We start from the raw sequence: 24,499 nt of genomic DNA, 5'->3' as shown, positions 1-24,499 counted from the left end.
TTTTAATCCCTCCTAATAAGAACCGGTACACTTTCTAAATAGTCTATAAAAGATTCTAGTTCAACTTCATCTGACACAAAATAAATCCGTCCACCGCTTTCACAGCCTTCCCTTTTTAACGGTGTAATTCTGACATAACCAATGTCACGATTACTTACATATCCAGTCACGTAATCAGGATCGTCAGACCAACATAATTCAGCAATTGTATAGGGGGAATTTGCCACTTTCGACGCCAGAGCCAATGCCTCACGAACACGCTCATTAAGTTCCTCATTAGCGTCTCGCCAATCGATTCGTGATACACGAACACCCTTTTGTCCCCGATCGTCAAGACGTAAGCCCGTTTTACTATTTAGGATAATGGCCCCACGGAGATTTTGATGACTACTAAGTTGATGAAAAGCAACATTCAGTGCATGTTCCGAAACACCTAATGATGTTAGTATCTTTCTTGCTTCATGATGGGCCATTTCGATTGAAGCCGCCTCAACTGACGTAATTTCTAAGGGTGGTATATACTCAATCTGATCACGCGCAATTTTTTCAACGGTAATTTGAATAAAGTCTGCATCTCCACGTGAATGATTACTTGCTTTGTTCAGTAACTGTTTTACAATTGGCTCTATTTGTGATTTGCTACCTATCCTTTCACCTCCAGAGATATGCTTTTCTCCTAGTTCATGGCATCTTTCAGCCGCACGCATTCGAATGCTATAACACGCTTTTAACATGATTATTACCTGCTACTTTCCTATTAATTGTATGTAATATTTTCGTTATGGGATAAACACTAACAGCTGTGATTACCATGCCTGGAATAGCCAAAATTAATAACGGCAAAAATGGAGTCCCTAACGTAAAAGCCAAACCAAATCTAGCAATCGTTGTTCCAATTGGGCCTGCCAAAACAAGTACTGGAATGGACGTCCCCAATAAAACAATGAGTAGACCTACAGTCAATCGAAAAATTAATGAGATTTCCACATTTAAGATTGAGTGTATACCTAGTAAAAATAACATTAAACTTGCAATGATCCCGGCAAGGAAATATCGCTTAAATCCGAAAACTGCTGCAATCGCAACTGCAATGGGTGCTGATAATTGAAATTCAGACCCAGGAATACCTATTGGAATTTTAAACATGCCAGAAACGATAATCAGACAAGCTAGCAATGAGATCTGGGCAAGATCATAAGTAGAAAACTTACGAATCATTTTCTTCCTCCTATTTTTCTGCACTTGTGTTAACTTTAATTAATTATAAGTTAACACAAATACAGATTCGAAAGTAGATAAAATGGTAGGATTTTTTACTATTTATGAAAATACAGCAACAACCTTTGACCTTTAACAGAAAAACTTTTGTGTTGCTTGGCACATTCATCAAATTTTATATCTAGCCTACTATCGCATGCTTTCTTCATTTCCGTATCGCCACGAACACCTTTGCACTTGCTAGGAAAAGATTACATCCATGCTGGGCGCACGAAAAAAGTATAGGCCAAATTAGCCTATACTTTCATACCGCCCAAAGTTATGAGCATATTCTTTGTTTGTAATGGCACACTATACTCCTCTTTTATTCCCCCAAACAAGAGCATGCAGCTGAGGAAGTACTTTGACATCTCTTAATTCTTCATCTTTTATCACTCTATCAATCAGCGCATGATACTTATCTAATAAATGTACGATTAATCGTGAATTGTCAGTCGTTGTGACATCATCATTACCGACTTGGAGATACAAAGGTATCATTGGATATCGATGGTGAATTTGTTTAGCATAATCGTAATCCTCTTGATTAAAAACGACTATTTTGAGGGACATATGGTGATTACTGTTTCGATTTATAAGTTTTTCGATGATATCAGAGAGTACCGAAAAGTCTGTGGCCATTCCAGAACTAGGTGGCTTTGGTGAAATTGTTAGTTCATCAATGTCATACATCCATTTTTGCCATCTGCTTCCCTGGGTTTCCATCGCGATCTTTATATCGTTTTCTTTTAAAATTGCAATGAGCTCTTCCAAATTTCGAATGAGTGCAGGATTCCCACCTGAAATCGTGACAAATGAAAAGCCATTGCCTCCTAGACGTTTTAACTCAGACCAAATCTCTTCCGCTGTCATTTGGACAATAAGATGCTTCCCGCTGCCATCCCACGTAAACGACGAATCACACCAAGAACACGAATAATCACAGCCGGCAGTTCTCACAAACATTGTCTTTTGGCCAACTACCATGCCCTCACCCTGAATCGTTGGTCCAAAAATCTCGATAACAGGGATCTTACTCAACTTCCATCCACTCCCGTCTCGCTTCTGCATAGCTTGTGGGCGTTTCATATAGCCTAATAAACTCTACACGCGCACCGTTATATGTTTGTGTATCAAGCAAGGCCTCCGCCAACTTTTCGTAAATCCAAACAACAATATTCTCTGCCGTCGTATTCATCGGTGGAAGCGTTTCATTCAAATAACGGTGATCCAAATGAATCTCAATTTTTTCTTTCCATATTTCTTTTATATCGCCAAAATCAATCATTAAACCGCGTTCATCTGTGTATCCACTCAGTCCTAAAACTACGCGATACGTATGACCGTGCAGGTTTTTACATTTCCCCTCATAATGATGTAAATGATGAGCAGCATCGAAGGTAAATTCTTTACTTACGAGAACTCGCTTTGCATGATAGTTCAATTGATTTCTTTGAATATCTTCATCTATTTTTTGGAGCTTCTCGACGATTACGAAATCTGACATATTTTAAGACTCCTTCCTGTAACTCAAATATTCATCAAGCCCTCTTTTTCGCAGTTTACATGCTGGGCATTCCCCACAGCCATCTGCTATTACACCGTTATAGCAAGTCAACGTTCTTTCCCGAACAAATTCAAGTGCCCCAAACTGATCAGCAAGCTCCCATGTTTGTGCCTTATTCAGCCACATCAACGGTGTATCAATCACAAAGGAATCATCCATTGATAAATTTAACGTTACATTCAAGGATTTAATAAAAACATCTCGGCAATCCGGATATCCGCTAAAATCCGTTTCACAAACACCCGTTACAATATGCTTAGCTCCTACTTGGCTCGCTAAAACGCCAGCAAATGAAAGAAAGAGAAGATTTCGACCAGGTACAAACGTCGATGGAAGCTCACCATTTTCTCCGTCTTCTACCTTTATATCTTGTCGTGTTAATGCATTTGGAGCAAGCTGATTCAGTAGTGACATATCAAGAATGTGATGCTTAACACCGAGCTCCGCTGCTATTTCTTTTGCACATTCAATTTCAAGACGATGCCTTTGACCATAATTAAACGTAACTGCCTCAACCTCTTTAAAATGTTCTTTTGCCCAAAACAAACAGGTTGTACTGTCCTGACCTCCACTAAATACAACAATTGCTTTTTCCTGCTTCATCACGTAAAAAAACCTCCTTGTAAAATGTTTCCCAACACTTTTCAAGAGAGGCATCACCAATTTCTATTAAAACATAAGTAAAAACATATAAAAAAGCCACGTCCGATATGGACATGGCCTATTGTCATGTTTCCATAGTTTTTTATAGAGGGTATCAGCTATGAACCTCTCCCGTTCGAGTCCGGGCATTCTATTCTTCAATATAATATAAAAGAATAGTACAAAATGTCAAATTGATTTTTTATAAAAACTCCCCATATATGTGTCTCTGAAAAAGACACTGTTATTTAGAAACAACTTCTACGACCGTTGATTCAATTTTGTGTCCAACCTTGTCTTTAGCCTCAACAGTTAAGCTTGTGCCTGCTTTTTGAGCTTTAATCTTCACAGTGAACTTCCCCTTTGAATTTGCTTTTCCTTCCCCTAATAATGTTTTCTCTTTATAAACTTGTACCGTAGCATTTTTTTCAGCTGTACCTGTAACTGACTTAGATTTTGCTGTTACTTTATCTACTTTAAGACCATCAGATGTAGTGAAATCTGGCATATTTGTTAAAGAAGGCAGGCCAGAAATATAACCAATGCCACCTGTTTTATTTATACCAATTTGTTCGTCAACAGCCTTAAGTAATTCATCTTTATTAACAGCTGTAATTGCCTTAGCCTCTACTTCATCACCAGGATGCTGGAAATTACTGAAAATGTAGGGGAATCCATTGCGGTCATCAGCAGCAAATAAACCAGTTGCTTCCGCTCCTGCTGGAACAGATAAGACACGATCTAATTTTTTCGTATCAACATTATATGCCCAAACGTAGTTATTTGTGTGAGCTCCACTATCTTCACCAATAAAGAGTGTTCTCATTGATTCAGAGTAACTTAAGTTATCCGGATTGGCTACTTTTTCTACATTTGCAGTGTTTCCAAATGCATCAGCTTCTTTTAAATCTTCCCCAACAACTAATCCAGACATTAATAGGGCTACATAAGAGCTATTAATAATCTTTCCTTCGCTATCCTTTTGACCATCTTGTAAATCTAATTGATAAGTTACACCAGCTTTAATTTTTGGTAATTGTATATGGTCGGCTGGATCTTTTCCCGTTGAATCTTTTTCCATAGCCTTACTTTGATCGGAAATTGCGATATATACTTTTTTATCCTTTTCGTTTAGTGCTAAACCTTCCATTTTGTTAAATTCAGTAGTCGCACCGAGAATAGCAGCATAACGACGAGTTTCTAGGAAGGCTGCCGCTTTTTCTTTGCCAGGTTTAAGTTTTAAATACTCAACTTTGCCTTCATTTGAGTATGTTTTAATTGCTGTAAAACCTTCTTTAGGCTCATCTGAAGTTTCAAAAATATCGTTGAAGGTAATACCGCTATCAATAATACTTTTCACTTCTTTATCAGTTGCATGTCCTAAATTAATCCATTGTAAATTCCCTGAACCACCGTTTTCCGTACCAGTTTGTTTAAATTTGGCTGCATATAATGTACCTGATGATAAATCTTTTTCTTTGTCGGCCACATACATAAACATCCCTGTATTACTGCCATCATCCCCATAAAAAACAGTTTTGTTATCAGGCATGACTTTCGCTAACTCATGAGAGAAGCGTCCTGTACTATAATGCTTGACAACTGATGTTTTCCCGTTCTTTTCTATTGTAATTTCAGGAGTGTACCCATAGAAATAAGGATTAGCCTTTGCTTTATCTCCAAAATAGAATTGAGAGAATGTTTCAACTTGACTTCTTACATTTGAAATTGGATCTAAGAAAAGTCGTGCATCTGGTTCATACTCTTCAGACCCTAAATGTGTATTCCAAGGAGATAATGATCCGTTACATGGAATCCAAAGTCCATTCACTGCTGAAAAATCAATTTTTTCTACTTTTACAGGTTTCAATTCACCTGTTTTTTTGTCTTGTTTCAACTCCGTTAAAGACATAGAGGCAGGAACTACTCCGTATGCTGAATTACCGGCAGCATCTATGGTTTGATATTCATAATGTGTAACCAAATAAAGCTTTCCATTAATCGGGAGCATTAGGCTGTTTGAATCCGGAGCATCAGAAACAAAGTATTTTCCATCTGTACTGCTTGGATCCTTAATTGGATTTCCTTTTACATCAATAGGTGTACCTGCAGGGATTTTTTCACCTTTAACAGTTGCTACTTTATCTTCCGATTTAAACAAGTAGTTGTATGACAACGGAAATGATTTTACTTTTCCATTGTTATATTTCACATCAACTGTTGCGGTTGTATACGTTTTTACCATTTCTTCAATAGTAGATGGTGCTTTCATTCCATTGAATTTAACAGCTTCTATTGTTATATTTTCCTGAGCATTCACCGCTGTCAGTGATAATTCTGGAACTGCAATAGCTAGAGCAAGTGCTACAGTAGCGCCTTTTTTCACAAGTGTGTTTTTTATCATCTAATAACCCCCCTAGTAGATTCCTTTTGTACAGTTCTATTAAACTATGTGAATGTTAATTTACTGTTGATTTTATGTTTATAATTTATAAACATTGATATACCAAACAGCTTTTTTACATTTCATAATAGAATAACCAGATAATGAAGAAAGGCGGAATGAAACTGAGTATTGTTCAAATTTATAATATCGCCTGCCAAAAACAGCACCATCCACACGTAATGGGATGGTGCTGTTTTTCGAGAAAATACCTCATTTATTTATGATATGATTCACCGTTATGGTTGTAAGTGAGGTTTGCAAAGATTGTTCTTGAAAGTCGATATCAAGATTCAAATGCTCCATTTTGAAGCTCATTGAAGGTTTTATTTAACCATTCAGTAAATTTCTCTTTCTCTTCGAACTGCGGATAATGAGCTGATTCTTCAAATATTATAAACTCTTTTATAGGTGCTTCCAGTTTATCAAAATAATTTTTTGCAGCATTAACAGACGTCATATAGTCAAATTTCCCCATTACAAAATAAACTGGTAGATCCACCTTCTTTACAATATCCGGAATATTATGTTGTGCCTCTTCGTTCAATAAATTTTCTTGTGTAATATTAATCCCTCTTAGATAACGAATGACATCCAGCCCGTTATATTCAGTATTTAAAAGAAATCCTCTTTGATAATCCCTATTATCATTAATAAGTCTCGTCGCACCTCCATATTTACGTACAAGATTTCTCGGTGTATGTTCTTCTCCCTGTTCTATCGATCGTTGAAGAAGCTTTAATCTTTCCACATCATCCAAATTTCCTTCTAGTTTGGCCTGTTCCATTATAAATTCTAAACTATCCAACTCACTTTGAACCGTATTGGCTACTTGCCCAATACCTATATATGCATAATATTTCTCGGGTGCTTCAGCGACAGCTCGCATTCCAATATAAGTACCAAATGAATGCCCGATTAATAAAACCTTTTCTTGGTTAAACTTCTCCGAAATATAATCAGTTAATGCCAGCAAATCCTCAACCAACAAGTCAGTGGTTAGGTTTGAATAGTCTTCAAAAAAGTGATAGGATTTTCCACTGCCACGCTGATCATAATGTACAATGGTAAATTGCTTTTCAAGGTCTTTTTGATATTTCCTTACGTAGGGAATTTCGGAGCAAGCTGGGCCACCATGAACAAAAATTAGTATTGGATTGCTTGCATCTACTCCTCGAATCATAATTTCATGTTCTGCTCCATTAATTTCAACTTGTTCCATCGTACTTATGCTATGCTCCCCCTTAATGTGTGGTGTCCATGTAGGGAAAAACACCCAAAGTAAAACAATAAACAAAGCAATTATCAAACTAAACTTGATTATTTTAGGTATACTCCTTTGCATTCTATTCCTCTCCTCACGGCATAGTCATATAATCTAATTATGACTAAACTAAAAAACCTACGTTCACCAAAACAAATGTTAAACGGACACCCCACCATATATTCCAATTCGGAATCAAAACTGATCATTTTACGCATTTCTGTTCGATTAAACTCTCTGTTATGCTCAAACAAAGGAGATGAGGGACAATGACAACAAAATGGAATGCCCAATTATATGATCAAAAGCATGACTTTGTTTCAAAATTTGGAGGCAGCTTAGTGGATTTGCTTGCACCACAAAAAAATGAAGGGATTTTAGATGTAGGCTGTGGCACTGGTGATTTAGCTCATGAAATTGCTGCTCATGGTACCCATGTTCAAGGGATTGATGCTTCCCATGATATGATTATCACTGCACAGCAAAAATACCCAAACATTACATTTCAAACAATGGACGCAACAGCGCTTCATATGACAAATCAATTCGATGCAGTCTTTTCAAACGCAGCGTTACATTGGATGAAACAGCCTGATGAAGTCATTCAAAATATTTACAACGCACTTAAGCAAGGTGGCCGATTCGTCGCTGAAATGGGTGGACACGGTAATATTGCTTCTATTGTTTGGGCCCTTCAAAAAAGTATGGAGGCATATAAACTACCTTATATTGAAGACTATTTCCCGTGGTATTTTCCAACTTTAGAAGAATATCAGTCGAAGTTGGAAAGCGCTGGATTTACAGTTGAAATGATTACACTCTATGAGCGCCCAACACCGCTTCAGGGTGAGGATGGACTAAGGAATTGGTTAGAGATGTTCAGTCATAATATGCTTCAACATTTATCAGAATCTGAAAAAGAACAAATTTATGTAAAATGTGAAGAATTATTAAAACCAAAATTATATCAAAATCATCAATGGGTTGCGGATTATTGTAGACTACGTTTTGTTGCTTTAAAAAAATGACAATCATCATGAAAAAATTTTTTGGACAGAAAAACGCTTGGAAATTAGCCAAGCGTTTTTCATTCTATTTATTTGTTTGAAATTCCAGACTGCATTGCGTAATTTCTGACGAGCATGCCGTTAGATTTTATCATCCCAAATTCCTCATAATAAGGAACTATGTCATCGTCACAACACAAATCAACCATGTAAATATCATCAAGCTCTTGTAATATTTGTTTGACTAATTCCTTGCCGATTCCTTTATTTTTATACGCTGGCAATACTTCAAGAAACGGAATGTAGGCAGATAGAACTCCGTCGCTAATCGCTGTTATAAATCCAACTACTTGCTTCGTATGATCATCTAAAGCAATGACCACTTTACTGCTGTTAGTTAGCAGTTTTAAGTGAGTTTGCGGATTTGGTGGATTCGGCCAATCAACAAAAAAGCCATTCAACATATCAGAAGTAATTCCATCAAGCGTATTTTTGTATCTCATCATCTATCAGCTCCTAAATTATCTATTCAATTTTAGGTAGATGATAGATATCAACAATAAAGTAGCAAAATGATGACCTCCAAACATTTTTAGCCTATCTATAGCTATTCGCTTCAATTTCTAAAAGTCCTTCATCTTTGTAATTGTTCCTCTTCAACTAAAGTTCTTGTTAGGATTTTTCCTACTACTGTTTTAGGGAGCTCTTTTTTAAATTCAACTTTTCTCCCACTCATGAACGAGGTAATAGAATCACCATAACACCAATCAAACAAATGCATGCGCCAACCCAATCCAAGACGTCTGGCTTTTCTCCGTCAATTCCCCAGCCCCACAAAATAGAAAGGACAATAAAGACCCCTCCATAGGCAGCGTAGACTCTTCCGAAGGTTGGGAAGGATTGAAAAGTAGCGACAACTCCATACAAAGCCAACGCAATCCCACCCATTATTCCCCAATAAAAGGGTTTACCATCTCTTAACCAAAGCCAAATTAAATAGCCGCCTCCAATTTCGCCAATACCTGCGAGGATAAATAATAATATTGCACCAATCATTTTTTTCACTCTTTCTATATATGTTTAAAAGAAATGTCACTCTATTATACCTAAAAGGATGTTATCATTATTGAAATCAAAAAATTTCGCTTTTCTCCTTTGTAACCATATAAAAGAGGTGGTTACTGTAAACGAAGAAATGAGAAATATTAAAAGTAAATATCACTATTATATATTTTATTACACTACCTTTTTTAGGTATGTTTTCGTTTTAGTTAGTTTCAAAGGCGTTCCTTCCTATTTAATACAATCCCCAGTATGTAATCGTATCCGATATGCCGATAAAAATTAGAATAACACCCGCTACGTTTTGAATTACTCTCCCCATTCTCATGCTTGTGCGCATAATGAATCTTTTTGCGCCAAATAAATGAATAAGCCCTAGCATCACTAGAAGTGGCCCGGAAGTAGCTATACCAAAAATGGCTGGCAAAATTAGTCCATACGAAGAAGTTGCAACTGTTGGCATTAACCAGACGAAAAATAGTACAAACATCGTAGGGCAAAAGGCAATGGAAAAACTAGCACCCATCAGAAAGGAACCCAATTTCCCCTCATTTATAACTGACGGAATATAGGTAGGTATTCGATTCAGAAATTTTAATTTTAAAACGCCAATTAGTACGAGTCCTGTTACGAGCATAATCGGGCCAATCGCTTTGCGAAACATAGGAAAATACTTTGTCATTCCAGTTTCAAAGGACTGACCGAATACCCACGCGAATATACCTATTACACTAAATACAACGACTTTCCCTAGCATAAAAAACACAATTTCTTGCCAATTGTTTTTCATTTGCAATGTTCGACTTCCATAAAAAGTGATCGCACTCATATTCCCTGTTAATTGACAAGGTGCTAAAGCGCCTATTAATCCAAGTAAAATCGCAATTATGAATGGGGAATGTTCATAGGAATTTAGAAAAATGGTAATCGGTTCACTAATGATTTGGCTTATTTTCGACATTAAACTATACATTATAAACACCTTCTATTTTTTAATAAAGTAATTAAAACACCTCAATATCCGCTCGTAAAAAAATAGCTAATCACTATAATCAATCACAATAACATAAAAGAAAAATCCTGTATTAAAAATTAATACAGGATTTTAAAAATCTTTAATTGCAATAAAGCATTAATCCACCTTAATTTGACCCATCATTCCATTATCCTCATGCTCCAGAATATGACAATGGAACATGTAGACGCCCTTATGCTTAAATTGTACAGCTATTTTTACTGTCTCACCTGGTTTTACGGAGATACTGTCCTTCCATCCTTGTTCATTTTCAGGTGGCTTTTTCTCATCACGAGAGAGTACTTTAAATTGTGCTCCATGAATATGGAAAGGATGTATCATGCCGCCCATCATATCCGGTTTATTATAAATTTCCCATACCTCGGTAACCCCTTGTTTTTGTGTAAAATCAATTCTTTCCGGATCAAATTTCTTTCCGTTTATCGTTACCATGTCCATCATTCCAAAGAGTTCTACTTTTTTTGTAACAGGTAGATCCATTTCTTTACCTTCTAATGTTAGATCATTAAATTTTTTAGGGAGCTTACTGGTCTTTCCACTTTGATCAGTAACTACAAATGGTAAAAGGACTGAACCATCCTCATTGATTAAAGCTAGATCATTAACGTCCTTCATTTTTGAAAAGTCAACTACGATTTCTGCCCTTTCGGAGGGCGTTAGTGTAATCTCTTTTAAAGAAACGGGTTCATTCAAGAAACCACCATCTGTGGCGATTTGAAGAAAGGAATCCCCAGTACTCAATCTAAAGGTATAATTTCTCGCATTTGATCCATTTAATAAACGAAGACGCACTTTCTCTTTGTTTACAGTCAATTTAGGATTGAGCGTTCCATTAATTAACAATGTATCTCCAATCGTTCCGTCTGTGTTCATTGCAGCGCTATAATTCAATTGTTTCTTATCATCAAATGTTCTATCTTGGAAAATCAAGGGGACATCGTTCTTCCCATAATCATTTGGCAATCCTAGACTTTTTGAATGATTATCTTCAATATAAACCAAGCCTGCAAGCCCATTATATACCTGTTCTGCCGCTTTTCCATGTGGATGAGGATGGAACCATAGCGTCGCCGCTTCCTGATTCACTTTAAACTCGAGGATTTTTTCTTCGCCTGGTTTAAGAATGCTTTGTGGACCACCATCTTTTTCCCCCGGCACCTCTAGTCCATGCCAATGAAAAGTTGTATCCTCATCAAGTTCATTTTTAGTTTTAATCTTTACGGTTTCACCTTTTTCTAGACGAATCATCGGGCCGAGAAACGATCCGTTATACCCATACGTATTTGTTTGAACACCATCAAATATTTCTGTTTTTCCTTTTTGTGCCTTAACTGTGTATACAACTTCATCCTTATTATTACGTTTAAGTTCAGCAGGGACTTTTACTTCATTTACACCTGTCGAATTGTTTAAACTTACCGAATTGCTATGGCTCTCATGACCCTTCATCTTGCCATGATCCATGTCTCTCATATCTTTCGAAGAGTGATCCATTTCTCCCATCTTCATAGAAGAATGATCCATATCCTTCATATCGTTACTATTTCCTTGGCTACAAGCCCCAAATATGCCCATACTGGCGATAATACTTGCAGCTAATGCTATTTTCCTCATATCAACCATTCCTTTCACCTTAAGCATATAGAACAGTTGTGTAGGAATTATGTAGAAAACGGCATTTGTATATAAAATGTAGTTCCTATATTTTTCTCACTGTTGACGGAAATTGTACCGTTATGTGCTTCCACAAGTTTTTTGGTAATTGTCATACCAATACCATTGCCAGTATATCGATTTTCCACTCGATAATTTCGCTCAAAGATTTTTTCACTTGTTTCTTCATCCATACCGACTCCATTATCATGTACAAGAATTATATAATCGCTATTTTCTTTAAATAATTTGATTAATATCTTGCCATCTTTTTGAACATGGTACATAGCATTTTTTATAATATTGTGTAGAATTTGATTCAATCTCAAAGCATCTACCTGTGCATTGATTGTTTTGTCTAAATCCAATTCTACCTGTATTTCTTTTTCAAGTAATTCACTTGCCAACGCAATCACAGACTTTTCGATGACATTAGCAACCTGTTGCTCTTTCATCATGACCTTAAATGTAGGATTATTAATATCATTTAATGTATCTAATTCTCCAACAAGGAGAATTAGCCTATCAATTTCCTCAACACATGCTTTCAAACGATCAGGAGTAGCTGTCCAAATCCCATCTTCAAAGGCACTTAAATAGCTTTTTATTGAGGCTAATGGATTACGAATTTCATGTGCAAGATCCTGTGTCATTTCTTTACGACGGAGTTCATAAGCGTTTAATGTTTTATCTAGTTTCATCAGTGATTTACCTAATTGACCAATTTGATCATTCACCGTATAGCGTATATTTAAATGACGGTCTCCACGTACTAGTCTTAACGCAAAGTGATTCAGTTCTTGGATAGGTTTCGTTAATGTTTTTGCAATTAACAAACTAGAAATTAGTATAAAAATAAGCAAAAGGCCTAATGACCACATTGCTGTTTCCCTTAATGCCATATCAAAATGGTGAATTAATTCCTTAGAATCTGTAATATGGAGCATCATCAAATGTTCATGACCTTTATAAAGTAATATCCCTGTGATGAATAAGAGTATGCTTGTAGAAAAGATAGCGACAATTAAGGCAATTTTTATATGAAATTTCATTGATTTATAACCTTTTCATTTATTTTGTATCCTAAACCAAAGACAGTTTGGATGTACTCTTCCTTAACTTTTTTACGGATATTTTTAATATGTTGATCTACAATACGAGGATTCATGTTCAAATCAAAACTATATATTTTTTGAATAATATCATCCCTGCTAAAAACCTTTTTAGGATTTTCGGCTAGTAACAGTAAAATGCTAAATTCATGTGGCGTGAGCTGAATACTTTGATGATTTACTAATACTTTTCTTTCATCTTTATGGAGTTCCAACTGTCCTAAAATAATAATTTGATTTTTATGTGAACTGGGTAACAACCTCTCTGCTCTTATTAATATTTCTTTAGGATGAAAAGGTTTAACGACATAGTCATCTGCACCCATTTCAAATCCAATTACTTTATCATCAATAGAGATTTTTGCTGTAAGCATAATCACAGGAATATCGTAATTTGATTTTACATATTGGCAAATATCTTCTCCGGCTATATCAGGCAACATTAAATCTAAAATAATCATATCAAGAGGTACTTGATCTATCATTTGGATTGCGGATTCTCCTGTATGTGCAACATATGTATAATCTCCGTTTTTTTCAAAATAAGATGCCAATACTTCTGTAATCTTTTCTTCATCATCTACGATTAACACTTTCATTTTCTAATTACACCAACTTTATATAAGAATTCAAGAATATTATAAATAATAAAAAACAGTAAAAGCGTTTCATTCATACTTTTAAACAACCTTTTAATGAAAGAACGATTATTTTGGACCTGAACTTTTAGTTGGAGAATTTTCTTCTTCCAACACTTTAATTCTTGCTCTATATTAATCATTAACTACATCTGTGTAAATCAGATGACAAACTGCTAGAAACGCCTCAATATCCGCTGTTACATATTTCGTTAAAAAATAGGTATTCGAAACAATATGCGCAAATTCCTTTAACGAATAGCTATGAAGCAATTGTTGATGAGATTCAACCTCGATCACACTCTTTGGTAAAAAGGCAATCTCTAATTCTTGTTTGACAAAGTTTTTTATCACCTCGGTTTGATTAATATTCATACTTTTGTAGTTTGGAAATTGTTGTAGTACTTGCTGGATGTCCTGCCAGTAAGGTGCATATTCATGTGTTAGGATCGTTTCCTGCTGTAAAAGAGTCCGTGCATCTGTCGCCTTTTTTGACATCGGGGCAATCAATTGAAGTGGTTCCTGAGCGAGAAGGACTGTGTGAATGTCACGTGTCGATGTCAATTTTGATAAACCGATGTCTACCTTGCCTGCATGTACAGCTTCCCCGATTTCGTTGGACTTTAATAGTTCGATCGTTATGTGAATTGCAGGGTTTTGCTGCTGAAACGTATGAATAATTCCTGGTAAAGTAGAATTAGCAATTTGCGGTGCAACTCCAATAGTTAATTGCGACGTATAACCATTCAAGTAGGATACTGTTTTTTGTAATCCTTCATCAATCGTTCCCAACATGTTATCTGCATGTTGAAGAAAGTGAGCACCGATATGATTTAATTTCACATGTTTCCCCTGTCGTTCAAAAAGTGTTGTTTGTAGTTCTTTTTCTAAGTGTTGAATATGCTTCGATACAGTTGATTGTGTAATAAAACGTTGTTCTGCCGTCTCACGAAAATTCTCTGTGTTCGCAGCAACAATAAAAGTTCGCAACCATTCTGTTTCCATCTATATGCCCCTCTTTTTTTCATTCATTATATCGATTCTATTTACGTCTTGGAACCTTTTCTAGCAAAATCTATTTGTTCTCTTCAACTTGTTCCACTATTATTCTATCAGAAAAAAATGCACGCCAATTGTCAGTTATACATCTAACAATTGGCGTGCAGTTCATGAAACGGCATACACCTTTTTTATGCGGTTACGTCACGTTTCATAAAGGACATATAGCTGATTACAAGGAAAACAACAGCATAAATCGCAAGAATTGTGAGTGAGAATGGCATTGTAATGCCATCTAGTATTGAACTTGCATGTTCATATTGTGTTAAATCTGAATGAGTTAACCAAATATATTTAACGATTTTAAATTTGCTTAAGAACATGACAACCATTCCACCTGAAAAGGATAGGAAAATTGTTAAGCCAATCGCTAAAGAGCTTGAACGGAAAACGGAGCCCACTAAAAAAGCAAACAATATGGACATGACAAAGTCTCCGCCAGAAAGTAAATAGTGGTATGCTAAATCATTCCATACCGCTTTTTCTACAACCTGACCGTTGACTACTTCTAACTCAGCACCAGTAGAACCACCAAATAGTATCAGTCCCACTAGAGCACTTACTCCTACATTGACAACAATCAATAATAGCCCAAAAATGAAAGTTGTAAGTAATTTTGAGGTTAATATTTTTGCTCGCGAAACCGGACGCGTTAATAGCATTTTAATCGTCCCAGTAGAGAATTCATTAGATACAATACTTGCGGCAACAATAACTGTAAATAATGTTACTAATGTCAACATGCCACCTGTTAATGACATAAAGCCTGCAAAGTCTTGAGACGGCACATCGTTTGCTAATCGATACTCAGAAATAGCTATTTGATCTTCAAAGTGATTTTTATCCTCTGCCGATAAATTGTCATCTTTCAATATCTCTTTATAATTATCAATGGACTGCTGTTCAAGTTGCTGCCACGTTTTATCCTCTTTTGTTTCATAGTATTTCAACATAATACCAGGACCAATAATAAAGAGGACTAATAGCGCGACCATTGTCCAAGTTCCTTTTTTATGCCATAATTTCATCCATTCATTTTGCATTAGCTTCAGCAATTTGGCCACCTCCTGTCATTTCTAAGAATTGATCCTCTAACGTTTTTTGATGCGGTTGTACTGCAAATAATTGAATTCCTTCTTGAACAAATTGCGCAATGAGGTTCGGTATATCCTCTTTCTTTATTTCCAATACGTAACCATTATTCTCCGCCACAAAGTTGTAATCGAGTTTCTGTAGAAGAGCTGCTGCCTGATCATTCGGTGTAGCTTCAATATAATAAAACGAAGATGTTTCAACGTTGATATCACGAATATCGATAAGTTTTCCATTTTGTATAACAGCTACTCGATCACACATTAACTCAATTTCGGATAATAAATGACTGGAAACAAATACTGATACGCCATCCTCCTCCGCAATTTTACGCAAATACATACGGAACTCACGGATACCTGCTGGGTCTAGACCATTCGTTGGTTCATCTAAAATTAAAAATTTTGGTCGATGAAGTAGCGCCTGTGCAAGTCCTAAACGCTGACGCATCCCTAACGAATACGTCGAAACCTTTTCATGAATACGATTTTCAAGACCGACCTGTCTAACTACCTCTTGAATACGCTCTTTTGTAACGTTTTTATGCATACGCGCAAAGTGCAGTAGGTTTTTATAGCCCGTCATAAATTTATACATTTCCGGGTTTTCTACAATTACACCGACCTTACTAATAGCTTCCTCATATTTGTCCTGTAAGGAAACCCCATCAATAATGACCTTTCCTTCAGTTGGATTCATAAGTCCCGTCATCATACGAATTGTCGTCGTTTTCCCTGCGCCATTCGGTCCTAAAAATCCAGTGATTTGCCCTGGATATAAATCGATATTTAATTGCTGAATCAATTGCTTACCACCAATAGTTTTTGATAAATTTTGCAATTGAACAATTGGTTGTGTTGTCATTCATTTCACCCTTTCTTATAATAAGCCTTCATCCATTGCACAGCATCCTTATTCGAAACATCTCGAATGGTCTCAACTTCCTCATGTGCAATGATCGAACCATTTTGCAATAAAATGATTTGATCTAGAATAGGCTCTACCTCATATAATTCATGCGTTGATAACAATATTGTTTGGTGTTCAATATCTGTAAATTGAATTAACCCTTTAATCAGCTGTTCGCGGACAATTGGATCCAGACCAGAAAATGGCTCATCCATTAAATAATAGGGTACTTCTCGCCCAAGCGTTGCGGCCATTTTCATCCGACCACGGTTCCCCTTTGATAATTGTCGTAGCTTCACATTTTTATCAACTTGTAAAAACTCTGCAACGATACAAGCCTTATCATACGAAAAATCTTCGAATTGAGAGGCATAGTGTTGAAAAAGCTGCTCACCTGTGTAGAAATCAAAAAATAAATCAATATCTGGTAAATAAGCAATTTTATCAGCGCTTCTGCGTGTAACAGGTGTTCCATTTAGCAATACTTCACCATTTGATGGACGTAATAAGCCTGCCAACACTTTTAATAGTGTCGACTTGCCACTGCCATTTTCTCCAACAAGCCCAATGATTTGTCCAATAGGGATGGTAAAAGATACATCTTGAAGAATAGACTTTTTCATATAACGAAAAGAAACGTTAGATAGCTGTAGCATATATATCACCTCACGATTTATTCTGTAAAACAACGAGCATCTCTTCCTTTGAAAATCCAAGCGCTTCAATGGAAGTTAAAAAATGCTCTGCCAGTTGGTTTTTCATATCTTCCCGTAAAAGAACAATTCGTTCTTCATCGGTTGTTATAAATGTACCTTGACCTCGTTTGGTTTCCGTTATATTCATCGCTTCTAACTCCTTATACACCCGTTGCACAGTATTTACATTGACACCTGTTTCCACTGCATACTCTCGAACCGAAGGAAGTCGATCTCCAAGCACTAACTTCCCTTTCAAAATGTCCCCACAAATCCGATCTACAAGCTGACTATAAATGGGCTTATCACGTGAAAAGTCGATTGTCATCGTAAAACCACCTTTTCAAGCCACTTTGTCGCTATGATAAATAGGAAGACGATCATAATGGTACCTGCTACCTCTTCAACAACATACAGTGAACCCAATTCTAACTTCATTGTTAGTAACTTCGGGAAAAATTGTTCCAGACCCGTTAATGAAATCTCTACATGATGGAAAATATTATCATATAATTTACTCCCTGTAAATTTCACCCATTCATTCATACTAATGAAAAAGGCCACCATCGTAATTACAATGGAAAAACTTCCAATAAAGTGTTTCATTTGGAGATTTAATGCTAAAAATAGTAGCATTATCACAAATATCATTAATTGAAGAATAACAATAATGGCTACAAAAAATAAAAGTAATAAAAGTATTTGGGCGAAGTTGCCTATAATAATTTCATCTTTGACTTTGTAAATAGCTATACTTATAAAGATAAAATTGAAGATAGCGTATCCTATTATGGAAAATACAATTTTCGCACCTACAAGCTGTGCAATGGAACTAGTTGAATGCAGCCATATCTCTTTGTTCTTTAAGTCATGACGCATACTAGCCAGAAATTGTAATATCGAAAAAAATCCACCTAAGACTAGTACTAGTATCGAAAAGGCAACTGTCATCTGGTTTTCCATCGTAAATTCATCATTTAACCGCCTTATCAAATATGGAACTACCACTGACAGCATGACCCCAATAAAAATTCCACCAAATAGCCATACTCTATAGAGCACCCATTCCTTTTTCAAGAGCCCTGCAAATTGTTTCAAATTAAAACACCTCGTGTCATAGTGTACTAGCTAAATAGTACACTATGACTTTTAACATTGCAAGCATTAATTAAAAAAAAAGGAAAAACCACTAAATAAATGGCTCTTCCTTCATGTTGTAATGAAATTAAGTTAAATAAAGTATAGATCTCTTCAGCAATTTGAGGGTGATTTTGACGTTGTAACAATATGTCACCCAAACTTTTAGTTTTATCACCCAACTTTTGCGTTTTATCACCTAACTTCTGAATTTTATCTACATCCATGACTGGTCGCAGTCAAGTCCTTAATATTGTGTAAAATTCTATACAAAGTTTTTCAACTCTGGTTTTAGTTTTGTCAAATTGTCCTGCTTATGTTGGAATTCGCCGCTAAAAGTGTGAGTTGCGCCGCTAACCAAAGGAGGAACGCCGCTAAAACCCGAAATTCCGCCGCTAACAATCAAGCAACAGTCCGATGAGCTGCTTAGGCCGACACGATGTTGAACACGAAGGCGTTTTCATAGGATGTGATCATCTCTGATGCACGCTCTAGCGTTAGTTGATACAACAACTCATATCCCGATTTCCCACATTTTCTCCGTTACTTGCCCTACTCTGCCATCAATATTCGTTCCATCAAACTTTGGAAGCTTTAACTCACTGACAATTTTTCCATCGCACATAAACAACACACGCTCTGTTCGCGCTGCTACCTTGGCATCGTGAGTGACAAGCATAATCGCAGTACCGCCCGCGTTAATTTCAGAAAATATGTCCATGATCTCTTGTGCTGATGTTGAGTTAAGTGCACCCGTAGGCTCATCACCGAAGATAATTTTCGGGCTGTTCAAAAGCGCACGACATATTCCTGCTCGCTGAAGCTGTCCTCCTGAAACTTGCGTAACGTCGCGCGTTTCAAGCTCCGCAATGCCTACTCTCTTCATAAGCGCTTTTGCCTTCTCTGACATTTTCGCAACGTTTTTTCTGTTATCACGGATGGATGGAAGAATAATATTATCGAGAATATTTAGATTTTTAAGCATCGTTGGCTGCTGAAATACAAAGCCCATTTTTGTTCTACGTAAATCTGAAAGTTCAATCTCGCCGACTGACGATAAATCACTGCCATCAAAGTTTACCCTTCCACCATCAATGCTGTCCATGCCGCTTAATGCAAACATGAGCGTCGATTTTCCCGAGCCAGAGGGTCCCATAATTGCAACAAACTCACCCTCGTTTATGTCAACGGATGCTCCGTCGAGAACATTGCGCTTTTCATCACCCTCGCCGAAAGATTTTACAATGTCTTCACCGATTATAATTTTCTTCATAAGCTACTCCTTTATATTGTCGGATATTTTTATTTTCCCCACATTCCATGTGCCAATGATAGTTGTGATCAGGACTGAGCAAATCATCAATAACGGAGAAAGCACGTACGCCGAAAGTGGATTGATTGAAAAGCTAAACGATGACGCCCCGAACGAGGTGATAACCGCGCCTGCAAGTACCTCTCCAAGAGTGTTTGCCAGAAGGGTGCCCAGGACAATCCCGATAATGGATACAAATACCGCTCGCGAACCGTACTGTACCGTCATATCAGAGTTTGTAAAACCTAATGCTTTCATGACAGCAATCGAATATCTATCCTTTGCGACAAGCATTTTCATAAACAATAGTGTCACTAGGACCGTTATTATAATCGCTATAGCAATTGCAGCGATGGAAGCCTTTTCAACTGATTTTATGGTCGAACCGAATGTTTGTTTTACAAATTCATCAATATTGGAGATTTTAGCAAAAGTAAATCGGTCCGCATACTTTGAGATTTTCTCATCGGCAAGGGTTTTATCTGAAAGCTTTGCACAAATAACGCTCCACATTATATTTTCCGAACTGTCGGTAAAAATAGCCTTTGCCGTTTTTCCGCCGTTCGTAATGTCGGAATAAATGCCACTTACCGTGAGCTTACTCTCCTTCCCCTTTATAATGATCGTAATGGTATCGCCGACTTTTTTGCTCATCTCTTCAGCGTTCAAAGCCGAAAGTGCAATTTCCTTTTCTACAGCGGGTGCTCTTCCCTCTGCGTATTCGATAGGGAATATCGAGTGGTCGCCAAGTTCGATTTTTATATTTTCCTCCGAACCATCTTCTATTTTTGTTTTGAATGTCTTTGTTGTAAGGATAGTATAGGTTGAAATAGAATTGTCGCTGTTCATATATTCTAAAATTTCCGAAGCTTTTTCAGAGATTTGATCCGTCTGCTGAATATCCATTCGAATATCGTAGTTTCCAATACCCATATATTTAATGAAGCTTGTTGAGGAAATCGTGTTGTAAAGGTTTTGTGGAACAATAATGATAGATGCCGAAATGACAAGTACTGCAAGCATTGTGCCGTAAAGTCTTTTCCTTGCGAGAACATCTTTGATACCTAGGAAAATATTTGTGTTCAACAGCTTATTTTTATTTAGGCAAAAACGCTTTGCAGCTGTGTTTTTTTCCTGTGAAGTACCATAGCGTATTGCTTCTGCAGCAGATATTTTTCGAAAGCGTCTCAGCACTCCATTTACATAGGCTACTATGGCGAAGAATACAAGTAGAATGCCGATGATCCCTAAAGACGTAGCAAAAGAAGAATTTTCACTTTCCCCCATATGAAGCCGGATGTTTTCAAGAAGCATGTTTTTGAACATCAACGAAAGTGCGTACCCGAGAATACTCCCCCCTGCAGCAATTGCAGCATACTTCGCAAGATAAATTTTCTTAATGTCGGAAAGGCGCAGCCCTATTGCCTTCATAACACCAATTTCACGGTAATCGTCTTCGATTTTCGCAAGGAGTGTAAAGCGGATACACATAAACGCGATCGCAACAACAAGTACGCTTATAAGAAGTATAACGGCTATCATAATCCCGTCGGACAGCGCGTTAAGTGTTTTGAAAAGTGGATATGTAATGGTTGGTCCGTTTGCTTCAAGTCCTGCGGAGGCATAAGTAGTTTCAAATTCACCAAGTGCCGATAAATCCTTCAATCTAAACTCGATCAAATACTCCATAGTTCCAAGACCTTTTATTTCAGCGTAATCTTTTTCACTAACGAGAAATCTTTTTGAAGAAGACAGCATAGAATTCATCTGTGAATCCCGGAGGAATCCCGCTACGGTAAATTCCTTTCCGCCTATTACAGCTTTATCACCGACCTTCGCCGTGGTGTCCTTCATATAGTTTATTGGAACGTAAAGCTCGCCATCGGATACGTTAATAATCTTTCCATCAAGATCAAGAAGATAATCAAATTTTTCACTTTGTATGCTAAAACCATTGTCTTGAACATTATTCGCAAGTGAACGATCACCTAAAATAATTTGACTGTTATCCACGTTGAGAAACTCAAGCACTTGATATTCATCAACATTACTGTTTTTCTCCGCGAAATTTGCAAGCCGGACAGTATCGATATCCCCAGAGTGCATTTGCAAAAAGTGCGGCGTTTTCGCCTGATTCATAAGTGAATCGATAGCACCAGAAAGATTTACGATAAGAATCGCCGATAAAGAAACGAGCATAGCCGCAGCAGCCACAAATAGCATCGTTGTCAGCGTAATCAGTTTGCTTTTAACCATATCATTACGAATTAATCTGAAATACATACGTCACCTCTGTTTTCAAGCTTTTTAACTGACTTCAGGTTGAACAGAATGACCACTGTCGTTTCCATTTCTTCCAACCTAATCTCCATTGCCAAACATCTTCATCATGTACATAAGGCTTCCACTTTCGACACCGAGCAGTCTTTCTACGTTGAAGACAAAAGCTGGTATTCGTGCAGCGCGTTCTTCATCGGTTATATCAACCATATCATCATCAAAAACGGTATTTGTATAGGCCACAATCATTTCCATACATTCATACGGATACGGCGTGTTAAATAGTCCTTGCTCAATGCCCTCACGGATTATTTCCGTCAGTATTGGGGGAAGACCATTTATAATGACCTTTTGTATTTTCTGATGCATAAGCGCATTCTGAGGCTTATGTATATGATCCATAATTTCCTTGCCGTTTCCATCACTTATGTTTAGTGACATTACAACCCTGATAATACGCTCGTTCACGGGTATGCTCTTATTTGCCGCAATTTCCTTTGCAGTCCCTAAAATTTGAGCATTATACCGCTCGATTAGCGCGTCCATAATGTCTTCCTTTGACTTGAAGTGATAATATAGTGTTCCTCTTGCTATCCCAACCTTTTCGAGAATATCGTTAGTACTTGTGCCATCAAAGCCCTTCTGACCAAAAAGCTCATCTGCCACATCAAGTATTTCGTTTCTGCGCTCCATCGCTTCTTTTCTCATTTTCACTCCTCCAATATAGACCGACTGTCTGTCGATAAAAATTATAGCATTTTACAATAAATTGTCAATGGGATATCCTAGTTTTGTAAAAAACTAGACAGTTCAACGAGAAACATTTTAAAGGGAATACCATTGTATGCAAAATTATTCCACACAAATATATCCTTTTATTTGTAAAAAGTGATAAAATTATCAGTAAGAAGTCTATGCGTTAAGCGAGGAATATAATGATGTCTAAAGTAAAAAAAATAGATGATTCAATGGGAAAAAAGATACGTGAAAGCTTACAGGCTGATTGCCAAAGCTGTTTTGGTCTATGCTGTACGGCTTTAAATATTACTGCTTCTAGCGACTTTGCTATTCATAAAGCAGCCGGAACACCTTGCCCTAATCTACAATCTGATTTCAGCTGTCAAATTCATAGCAAACTTAGAGACCAAGGGTTTAAAGGCTGTACAGTTTATGACTGTTTAGGAGCTGGACAAAAGGTTTCGCAAACAACCTTCCATGGACAAGACTGGCGGCGATTCCCTGAAGTTTCCGAAAAAATGTTTCGTGTCTTTCCTATTATGGAACAGCTTTATGAAATGATTGCTTACGTAGCAGAGGCTTTATCATATAAGGTAGATTCATCTTTATTTAATAAGCTACATATACAACTAGAACAGCTACAGCGTGCAACAGAGCTAGAAGCTGATGCATTACTAGCAATAGATATTCCTACTTTCCGACTGCCAGTGAATGGATTACTGTTAGAAACAAGTGAGCAAATTCGCCAAAGTCTTATCACAAAGATTGGGAAAAAACCTCGAAAGTATGATAATCGTGGCGTTGATTGGATAGGAAAAAATTTAAAGGGCAAGGATTTAAGAGCAACAGATCTAAGAGGCTCTTATTTAATTGCAGCCAATCTACAAAATGCTGATTTAAGAGGCGTTGATTTTATTGGAGCCGATTTACGTGATGCAAATTTACACGGCGCAGACCTATCAACAAGTATGTTTTTAACCCAGATGCAAATTAATTCGGCACAAGGCAATCTACAAACAAAATTACCCTCCCACTTGAAACGTCCTTCTCATTGGGCTGATTAAAATGAAAAAGGGCAGATGAAAGAATTTATTCATCTACCCTTCTATTTATTTGCGCATCACCATTGCTATTATTAATAGACTCATAACCTCTAGCACTATTCGCCATCTAGCACATACAGGTGAACCACAAGATTGTAAAGGTTTACTTACACTACTAATCCTCTGATAAACCCTTCTAACCTGATAAAGGCCCATCCTCCTCTTTTATTTAGGCTGTTTTCTAAAAGATTGTTGCTGTTAAAACATAAAAACAGAGTTAATCTACAAAATGTGTAGAATCAACTCTGTTTTTATGTTTGATATTTCGTAAATCGAATATTTAACTAAAGCACCCGTTCGTATTATAAGGTCAGCCAGAGTAAATCTGGTTGACTATTTTTTATTCAATTTATAGATTGATAGTAGCCGGGTCGAACGGAAGCACCCGTGGGACTAGACCCCGACAACTAAACTGTTCGCCCTCTACTTGTTAACACATGATTAGGCTGGTTGGGACATTACGATCTCGTATAACAAGCGAAGATATGAATAA

General features: G+C 36.9%; 25 protein-coding genes and 1 riboswitch. Of the genes, 2 read left to right on the top strand and 23 right to left on the bottom strand.

The genetic code is table 11. The annotated features are described in order from the left end of the window. Positions 1-2: 2 nt before the first annotated feature. The 7 genes from bioW to MWJ95_RS02775 form a co-directional block, all read right to left on the bottom strand. The gene (gene bioW / locus MWJ95_RS02805) at positions 3-734 is read right to left on the bottom strand and encodes a 6-carboxyhexanoate--CoA ligase (protein WP_249072161.1); all 732 of its coding nucleotides are present in this window, start codon (positions 732-734) and stop codon (positions 3-5) included. Then, positions 715-1,218: a hypothetical protein gene (locus MWJ95_RS02800; RefSeq protein WP_249072159.1), complete on the bottom strand. Its 504-nt coding sequence runs from the start codon at positions 1,216-1,218 to the stop codon at positions 715-717. Before MWJ95_RS02800 ends, bioW begins: the two co-directional genes overlap by 20 nt. A gap of 351 nt (positions 1,219-1,569) precedes the next feature. Further along, entirely contained in the window at positions 1,570-2,298 is a 729-nt protein-coding gene (gene queE, locus MWJ95_RS02795; RefSeq protein WP_249104081.1) for a 7-carboxy-7-deazaguanine synthase QueE, read from the bottom strand. Further along, positions 2,291-2,764 (bottom strand): 6-carboxytetrahydropterin synthase QueD, encoded by a 474-nt coding sequence (gene queD, locus MWJ95_RS02790; RefSeq protein ID WP_249072154.1) that lies wholly within the window; start codon positions 2,762-2,764, stop codon positions 2,291-2,293. Before queD ends, queE begins: the two co-directional genes overlap by 8 nt. Positions 2,765-2,767: 3 nt before the next feature. Then, entirely contained in the window at positions 2,768-3,427 is a 660-nt protein-coding gene (queC, locus tag MWJ95_RS02785; RefSeq protein ID WP_249072553.1) for a 7-cyano-7-deazaguanine synthase QueC, read from the bottom strand. Positions 3,428-3,555: 128 nt separating this feature from the next. Beyond that, positions 3,556-3,602, bottom strand: a riboswitch (PreQ1 riboswitch). Between the two features lie 108 nt (positions 3,603-3,710). Then, complete coding sequence (locus MWJ95_RS02780) at positions 3,711-5,870, bottom strand: alkaline phosphatase PhoX (protein WP_249104079.1); 2,160 nt, start codon at positions 5,868-5,870, stop codon at positions 3,711-3,713. A gap of 325 nt (positions 5,871-6,195) precedes the next feature. After that, positions 6,196-7,254 (bottom strand): alpha/beta fold hydrolase, encoded by a 1,059-nt coding sequence (locus MWJ95_RS02775; protein WP_249104075.1) that lies wholly within the window; start codon positions 7,252-7,254, stop codon positions 6,196-6,198. Positions 7,255-7,442: 188 nt separating this feature from the next. On the opposite strand from MWJ95_RS02775, the gene MWJ95_RS02770 reads away from it, so the two are divergent. Beyond that, positions 7,443-8,201: a class I SAM-dependent methyltransferase gene (locus MWJ95_RS02770; protein ID WP_249072148.1), complete on the top strand. Its 759-nt coding sequence runs from the start codon at positions 7,443-7,445 to the stop codon at positions 8,199-8,201. A gap of 68 nt (positions 8,202-8,269) precedes the next feature. Here the strand turns inward: MWJ95_RS02770 and MWJ95_RS02765 are convergent, their stop codons facing one another. The 16 genes from MWJ95_RS02765 to MWJ95_RS02690 form a co-directional block, all read right to left on the bottom strand. Continuing rightward, complete coding sequence (locus MWJ95_RS02765; RefSeq protein ID WP_249104518.1) at positions 8,270-8,683, bottom strand: GNAT family N-acetyltransferase; 414 nt, start codon at positions 8,681-8,683, stop codon at positions 8,270-8,272. Positions 8,684-8,912: 229 nt separating this feature from the next. Continuing rightward, positions 8,913-9,236 carry a YnfA family protein gene (locus MWJ95_RS02760; RefSeq protein ID WP_249072145.1) on the bottom strand — a complete coding sequence of 108 codons (324 nt, stop codon included), beginning with the start codon at positions 9,234-9,236 and terminating at the stop codon, positions 8,913-8,915. Positions 9,237-9,477: 241 nt separating this feature from the next. Continuing rightward, positions 9,478-10,215 carry an urease accessory protein UreH domain-containing protein gene (locus MWJ95_RS02755; protein ID WP_249104072.1) on the bottom strand — a complete coding sequence of 246 codons (738 nt, stop codon included), beginning with the start codon at positions 10,213-10,215 and terminating at the stop codon, positions 9,478-9,480. 159 nt (positions 10,216-10,374) lie between these two features. Beyond that, a complete protein-coding gene (locus tag MWJ95_RS02750) occupies positions 10,375-11,892 on the bottom strand; it encodes a multicopper oxidase family protein (RefSeq protein ID WP_249104069.1) in 1,518 nt (505 codons plus the stop codon). 47 nt (positions 11,893-11,939) lie between these two features. Next, positions 11,940-12,983: a sensor histidine kinase gene (locus MWJ95_RS02745; protein WP_249104067.1), complete on the bottom strand. Its 1,044-nt coding sequence runs from the start codon at positions 12,981-12,983 to the stop codon at positions 11,940-11,942. Next, the gene (locus MWJ95_RS02740; protein ID WP_249072137.1) at positions 12,980-13,642 is read right to left on the bottom strand and encodes a response regulator transcription factor; all 663 of its coding nucleotides are present in this window, start codon (positions 13,640-13,642) and stop codon (positions 12,980-12,982) included. Before MWJ95_RS02740 ends, MWJ95_RS02745 begins: the two co-directional genes overlap by 4 nt. Positions 13,643-13,816: 174 nt before the next feature. Beyond that, on the bottom strand, positions 13,817-14,686 hold the full coding sequence (locus tag MWJ95_RS02735) for a LysR family transcriptional regulator (RefSeq protein ID WP_249104064.1): 870 nt from the start codon (positions 14,684-14,686) through the stop codon (positions 13,817-13,819). Positions 14,687-14,871: 185 nt separating this feature from the next. Continuing rightward, the gene (locus MWJ95_RS02730) at positions 14,872-15,804 is read right to left on the bottom strand and encodes an ABC transporter permease (RefSeq protein WP_249104060.1); all 933 of its coding nucleotides are present in this window, start codon (positions 15,802-15,804) and stop codon (positions 14,872-14,874) included. Then, the gene (locus tag MWJ95_RS02725; RefSeq protein WP_249072131.1) at positions 15,773-16,696 is read right to left on the bottom strand and encodes an ABC transporter ATP-binding protein; all 924 of its coding nucleotides are present in this window, start codon (positions 16,694-16,696) and stop codon (positions 15,773-15,775) included. Before MWJ95_RS02725 ends, MWJ95_RS02730 begins: the two co-directional genes overlap by 32 nt. A gap of 5 nt (positions 16,697-16,701) precedes the next feature. Beyond that, entirely contained in the window at positions 16,702-17,397 is a 696-nt protein-coding gene (locus tag MWJ95_RS02720) for an ABC transporter ATP-binding protein (RefSeq protein ID WP_249072130.1), read from the bottom strand. A gap of 10 nt (positions 17,398-17,407) precedes the next feature. Further along, positions 17,408-17,764 carry a GntR family transcriptional regulator gene (locus MWJ95_RS02715; protein ID WP_249072128.1) on the bottom strand — a complete coding sequence of 119 codons (357 nt, stop codon included), beginning with the start codon at positions 17,762-17,764 and terminating at the stop codon, positions 17,408-17,410. Then, a complete protein-coding gene (locus MWJ95_RS02710) occupies positions 17,761-18,534 on the bottom strand; it encodes a hypothetical protein (RefSeq protein ID WP_249104057.1) in 774 nt (257 codons plus the stop codon). Before MWJ95_RS02710 ends, MWJ95_RS02715 begins: the two co-directional genes overlap by 4 nt. A gap of 26 nt (positions 18,535-18,560) precedes the next feature. Beyond that, a complete protein-coding gene (locus MWJ95_RS02705; RefSeq protein ID WP_249104054.1) occupies positions 18,561-18,800 on the bottom strand; it encodes a hypothetical protein in 240 nt (79 codons plus the stop codon). Between the two features lie 287 nt (positions 18,801-19,087). Next, positions 19,088-19,846 (bottom strand): ABC transporter ATP-binding protein, encoded by a 759-nt coding sequence (locus MWJ95_RS02700; RefSeq protein ID WP_249072124.1) that lies wholly within the window; start codon positions 19,844-19,846, stop codon positions 19,088-19,090. Between the two features lie 3 nt (positions 19,847-19,849). Beyond that, a complete protein-coding gene (locus MWJ95_RS02695) occupies positions 19,850-22,168 on the bottom strand; it encodes an ABC transporter permease (RefSeq protein ID WP_249104052.1) in 2,319 nt (772 codons plus the stop codon). A gap of 78 nt (positions 22,169-22,246) precedes the next feature. Next, a complete protein-coding gene (locus MWJ95_RS02690) occupies positions 22,247-22,873 on the bottom strand; it encodes a TetR/AcrR family transcriptional regulator (protein WP_283164566.1) in 627 nt (208 codons plus the stop codon). A gap of 230 nt (positions 22,874-23,103) precedes the next feature. Between MWJ95_RS02690 and MWJ95_RS02685 the strand changes: the two genes are divergently transcribed. Next, positions 23,104-23,967, top strand: a complete 864-nt coding sequence (locus MWJ95_RS02685) for a pentapeptide repeat-containing protein (protein WP_249104516.1) — start codon at positions 23,104-23,106, stop codon at positions 23,965-23,967. The last annotated feature ends 532 nt before the right edge of the window (positions 23,968-24,499 follow it).

This window comes from Lysinibacillus sp. Bpr_S20 (assembly GCF_023337835.1).
Lineage (GTDB): Bacteria > Bacillota > Bacilli > Bacillales_A > Planococcaceae > Lysinibacillus.
Note: the sequence above shows the minus strand (reverse complement) of the source record. Positions and strands in the feature narration are given on the sequence as shown.

Excerpts from the sequence above, each read along its gene's own strand:
- bioW (WP_249072161.1), bottom strand. The coding sequence starts at position 734 with ATGTTAAAAGCGTGTTATAGCATTCGAATGCGTGCGGCTGAAAGATGC.
- MWJ95_RS02800 (WP_249072159.1), bottom strand. The coding sequence starts at position 1,218 with ATGATTCGTAAGTTTTCTACTTATGATCTTGCCCAGATCTCATTGCTA.
- queD (WP_249072154.1), bottom strand. The coding sequence starts at position 2,764 with ATGTCAGATTTCGTAATCGTCGAGAAGCTCCAAAAAATAGATGAAGAT.
- queC (WP_249072553.1), bottom strand. The coding sequence starts at position 3,427 with ATGAAGCAGGAAAAAGCAATTGTTGTATTTAGTGGAGGTCAGGACAGT.
- MWJ95_RS02780 (WP_249104079.1), bottom strand. The coding sequence starts at position 5,870 with ATGATAAAAAACACACTTGTGAAAAAAGGCGCTACTGTAGCACTTGCT.
- MWJ95_RS02775 (WP_249104075.1), bottom strand. The coding sequence starts at position 7,254 with ATGCAAAGGAGTATACCTAAAATAATCAAGTTTAGTTTGATAATTGCT.
- MWJ95_RS02770 (WP_249072148.1), top strand. The coding sequence starts at position 7,443 with ATGACAACAAAATGGAATGCCCAATTATATGATCAAAAGCATGACTTT.
- MWJ95_RS02765 (WP_249104518.1), bottom strand. The coding sequence starts at position 8,683 with ATGAGATACAAAAATACGCTTGATGGAATTACTTCTGATATGTTGAAT.
- MWJ95_RS02760 (WP_249072145.1), bottom strand. The coding sequence starts at position 9,236 with ATGATTGGTGCAATATTATTATTTATCCTCGCAGGTATTGGCGAAATT.
- MWJ95_RS02755 (WP_249104072.1), bottom strand. The coding sequence starts at position 10,215 with ATGTATAGTTTAATGTCGAAAATAAGCCAAATCATTAGTGAACCGATT.
- MWJ95_RS02750 (WP_249104069.1), bottom strand. The coding sequence starts at position 11,892 with ATGAGGAAAATAGCATTAGCTGCAAGTATTATCGCCAGTATGGGCATA.
- MWJ95_RS02745 (WP_249104067.1), bottom strand. The coding sequence starts at position 12,983 with ATGAAATTTCATATAAAAATTGCCTTAATTGTCGCTATCTTTTCTACA.
- MWJ95_RS02740 (WP_249072137.1), bottom strand. The coding sequence starts at position 13,642 with ATGAAAGTGTTAATCGTAGATGATGAAGAAAAGATTACAGAAGTATTG.
- MWJ95_RS02735 (WP_249104064.1), bottom strand. The coding sequence starts at position 14,686 with ATGGAAACAGAATGGTTGCGAACTTTTATTGTTGCTGCGAACACAGAG.
- MWJ95_RS02725 (WP_249072131.1), bottom strand. The coding sequence starts at position 16,696 with ATGACAACACAACCAATTGTTCAATTGCAAAATTTATCAAAAACTATT.
- MWJ95_RS02720 (WP_249072130.1), bottom strand. The coding sequence starts at position 17,397 with ATGCTACAGCTATCTAACGTTTCTTTTCGTTATATGAAAAAGTCTATT.
- MWJ95_RS02715 (WP_249072128.1), bottom strand. The coding sequence starts at position 17,764 with ATGACAATCGACTTTTCACGTGATAAGCCCATTTATAGTCAGCTTGTA.
- MWJ95_RS02705 (WP_249104054.1), bottom strand. The coding sequence starts at position 18,800 with ATGGATGTAGATAAAATTCAGAAGTTAGGTGATAAAACGCAAAAGTTG.
- MWJ95_RS02700 (WP_249072124.1), bottom strand. The coding sequence starts at position 19,846 with ATGAAGAAAATTATAATCGGTGAAGACATTGTAAAATCTTTCGGCGAG.
- MWJ95_RS02695 (WP_249104052.1), bottom strand. The coding sequence starts at position 22,168 with ATGTATTTCAGATTAATTCGTAATGATATGGTTAAAAGCAAACTGATT.
- MWJ95_RS02690 (WP_283164566.1), bottom strand. The coding sequence starts at position 22,873 with ATGAGAAAAGAAGCGATGGAGCGCAGAAACGAAATACTTGATGTGGCA.
- MWJ95_RS02685 (WP_249104516.1), top strand. The coding sequence starts at position 23,104 with ATGTCTAAAGTAAAAAAAATAGATGATTCAATGGGAAAAAAGATACGT.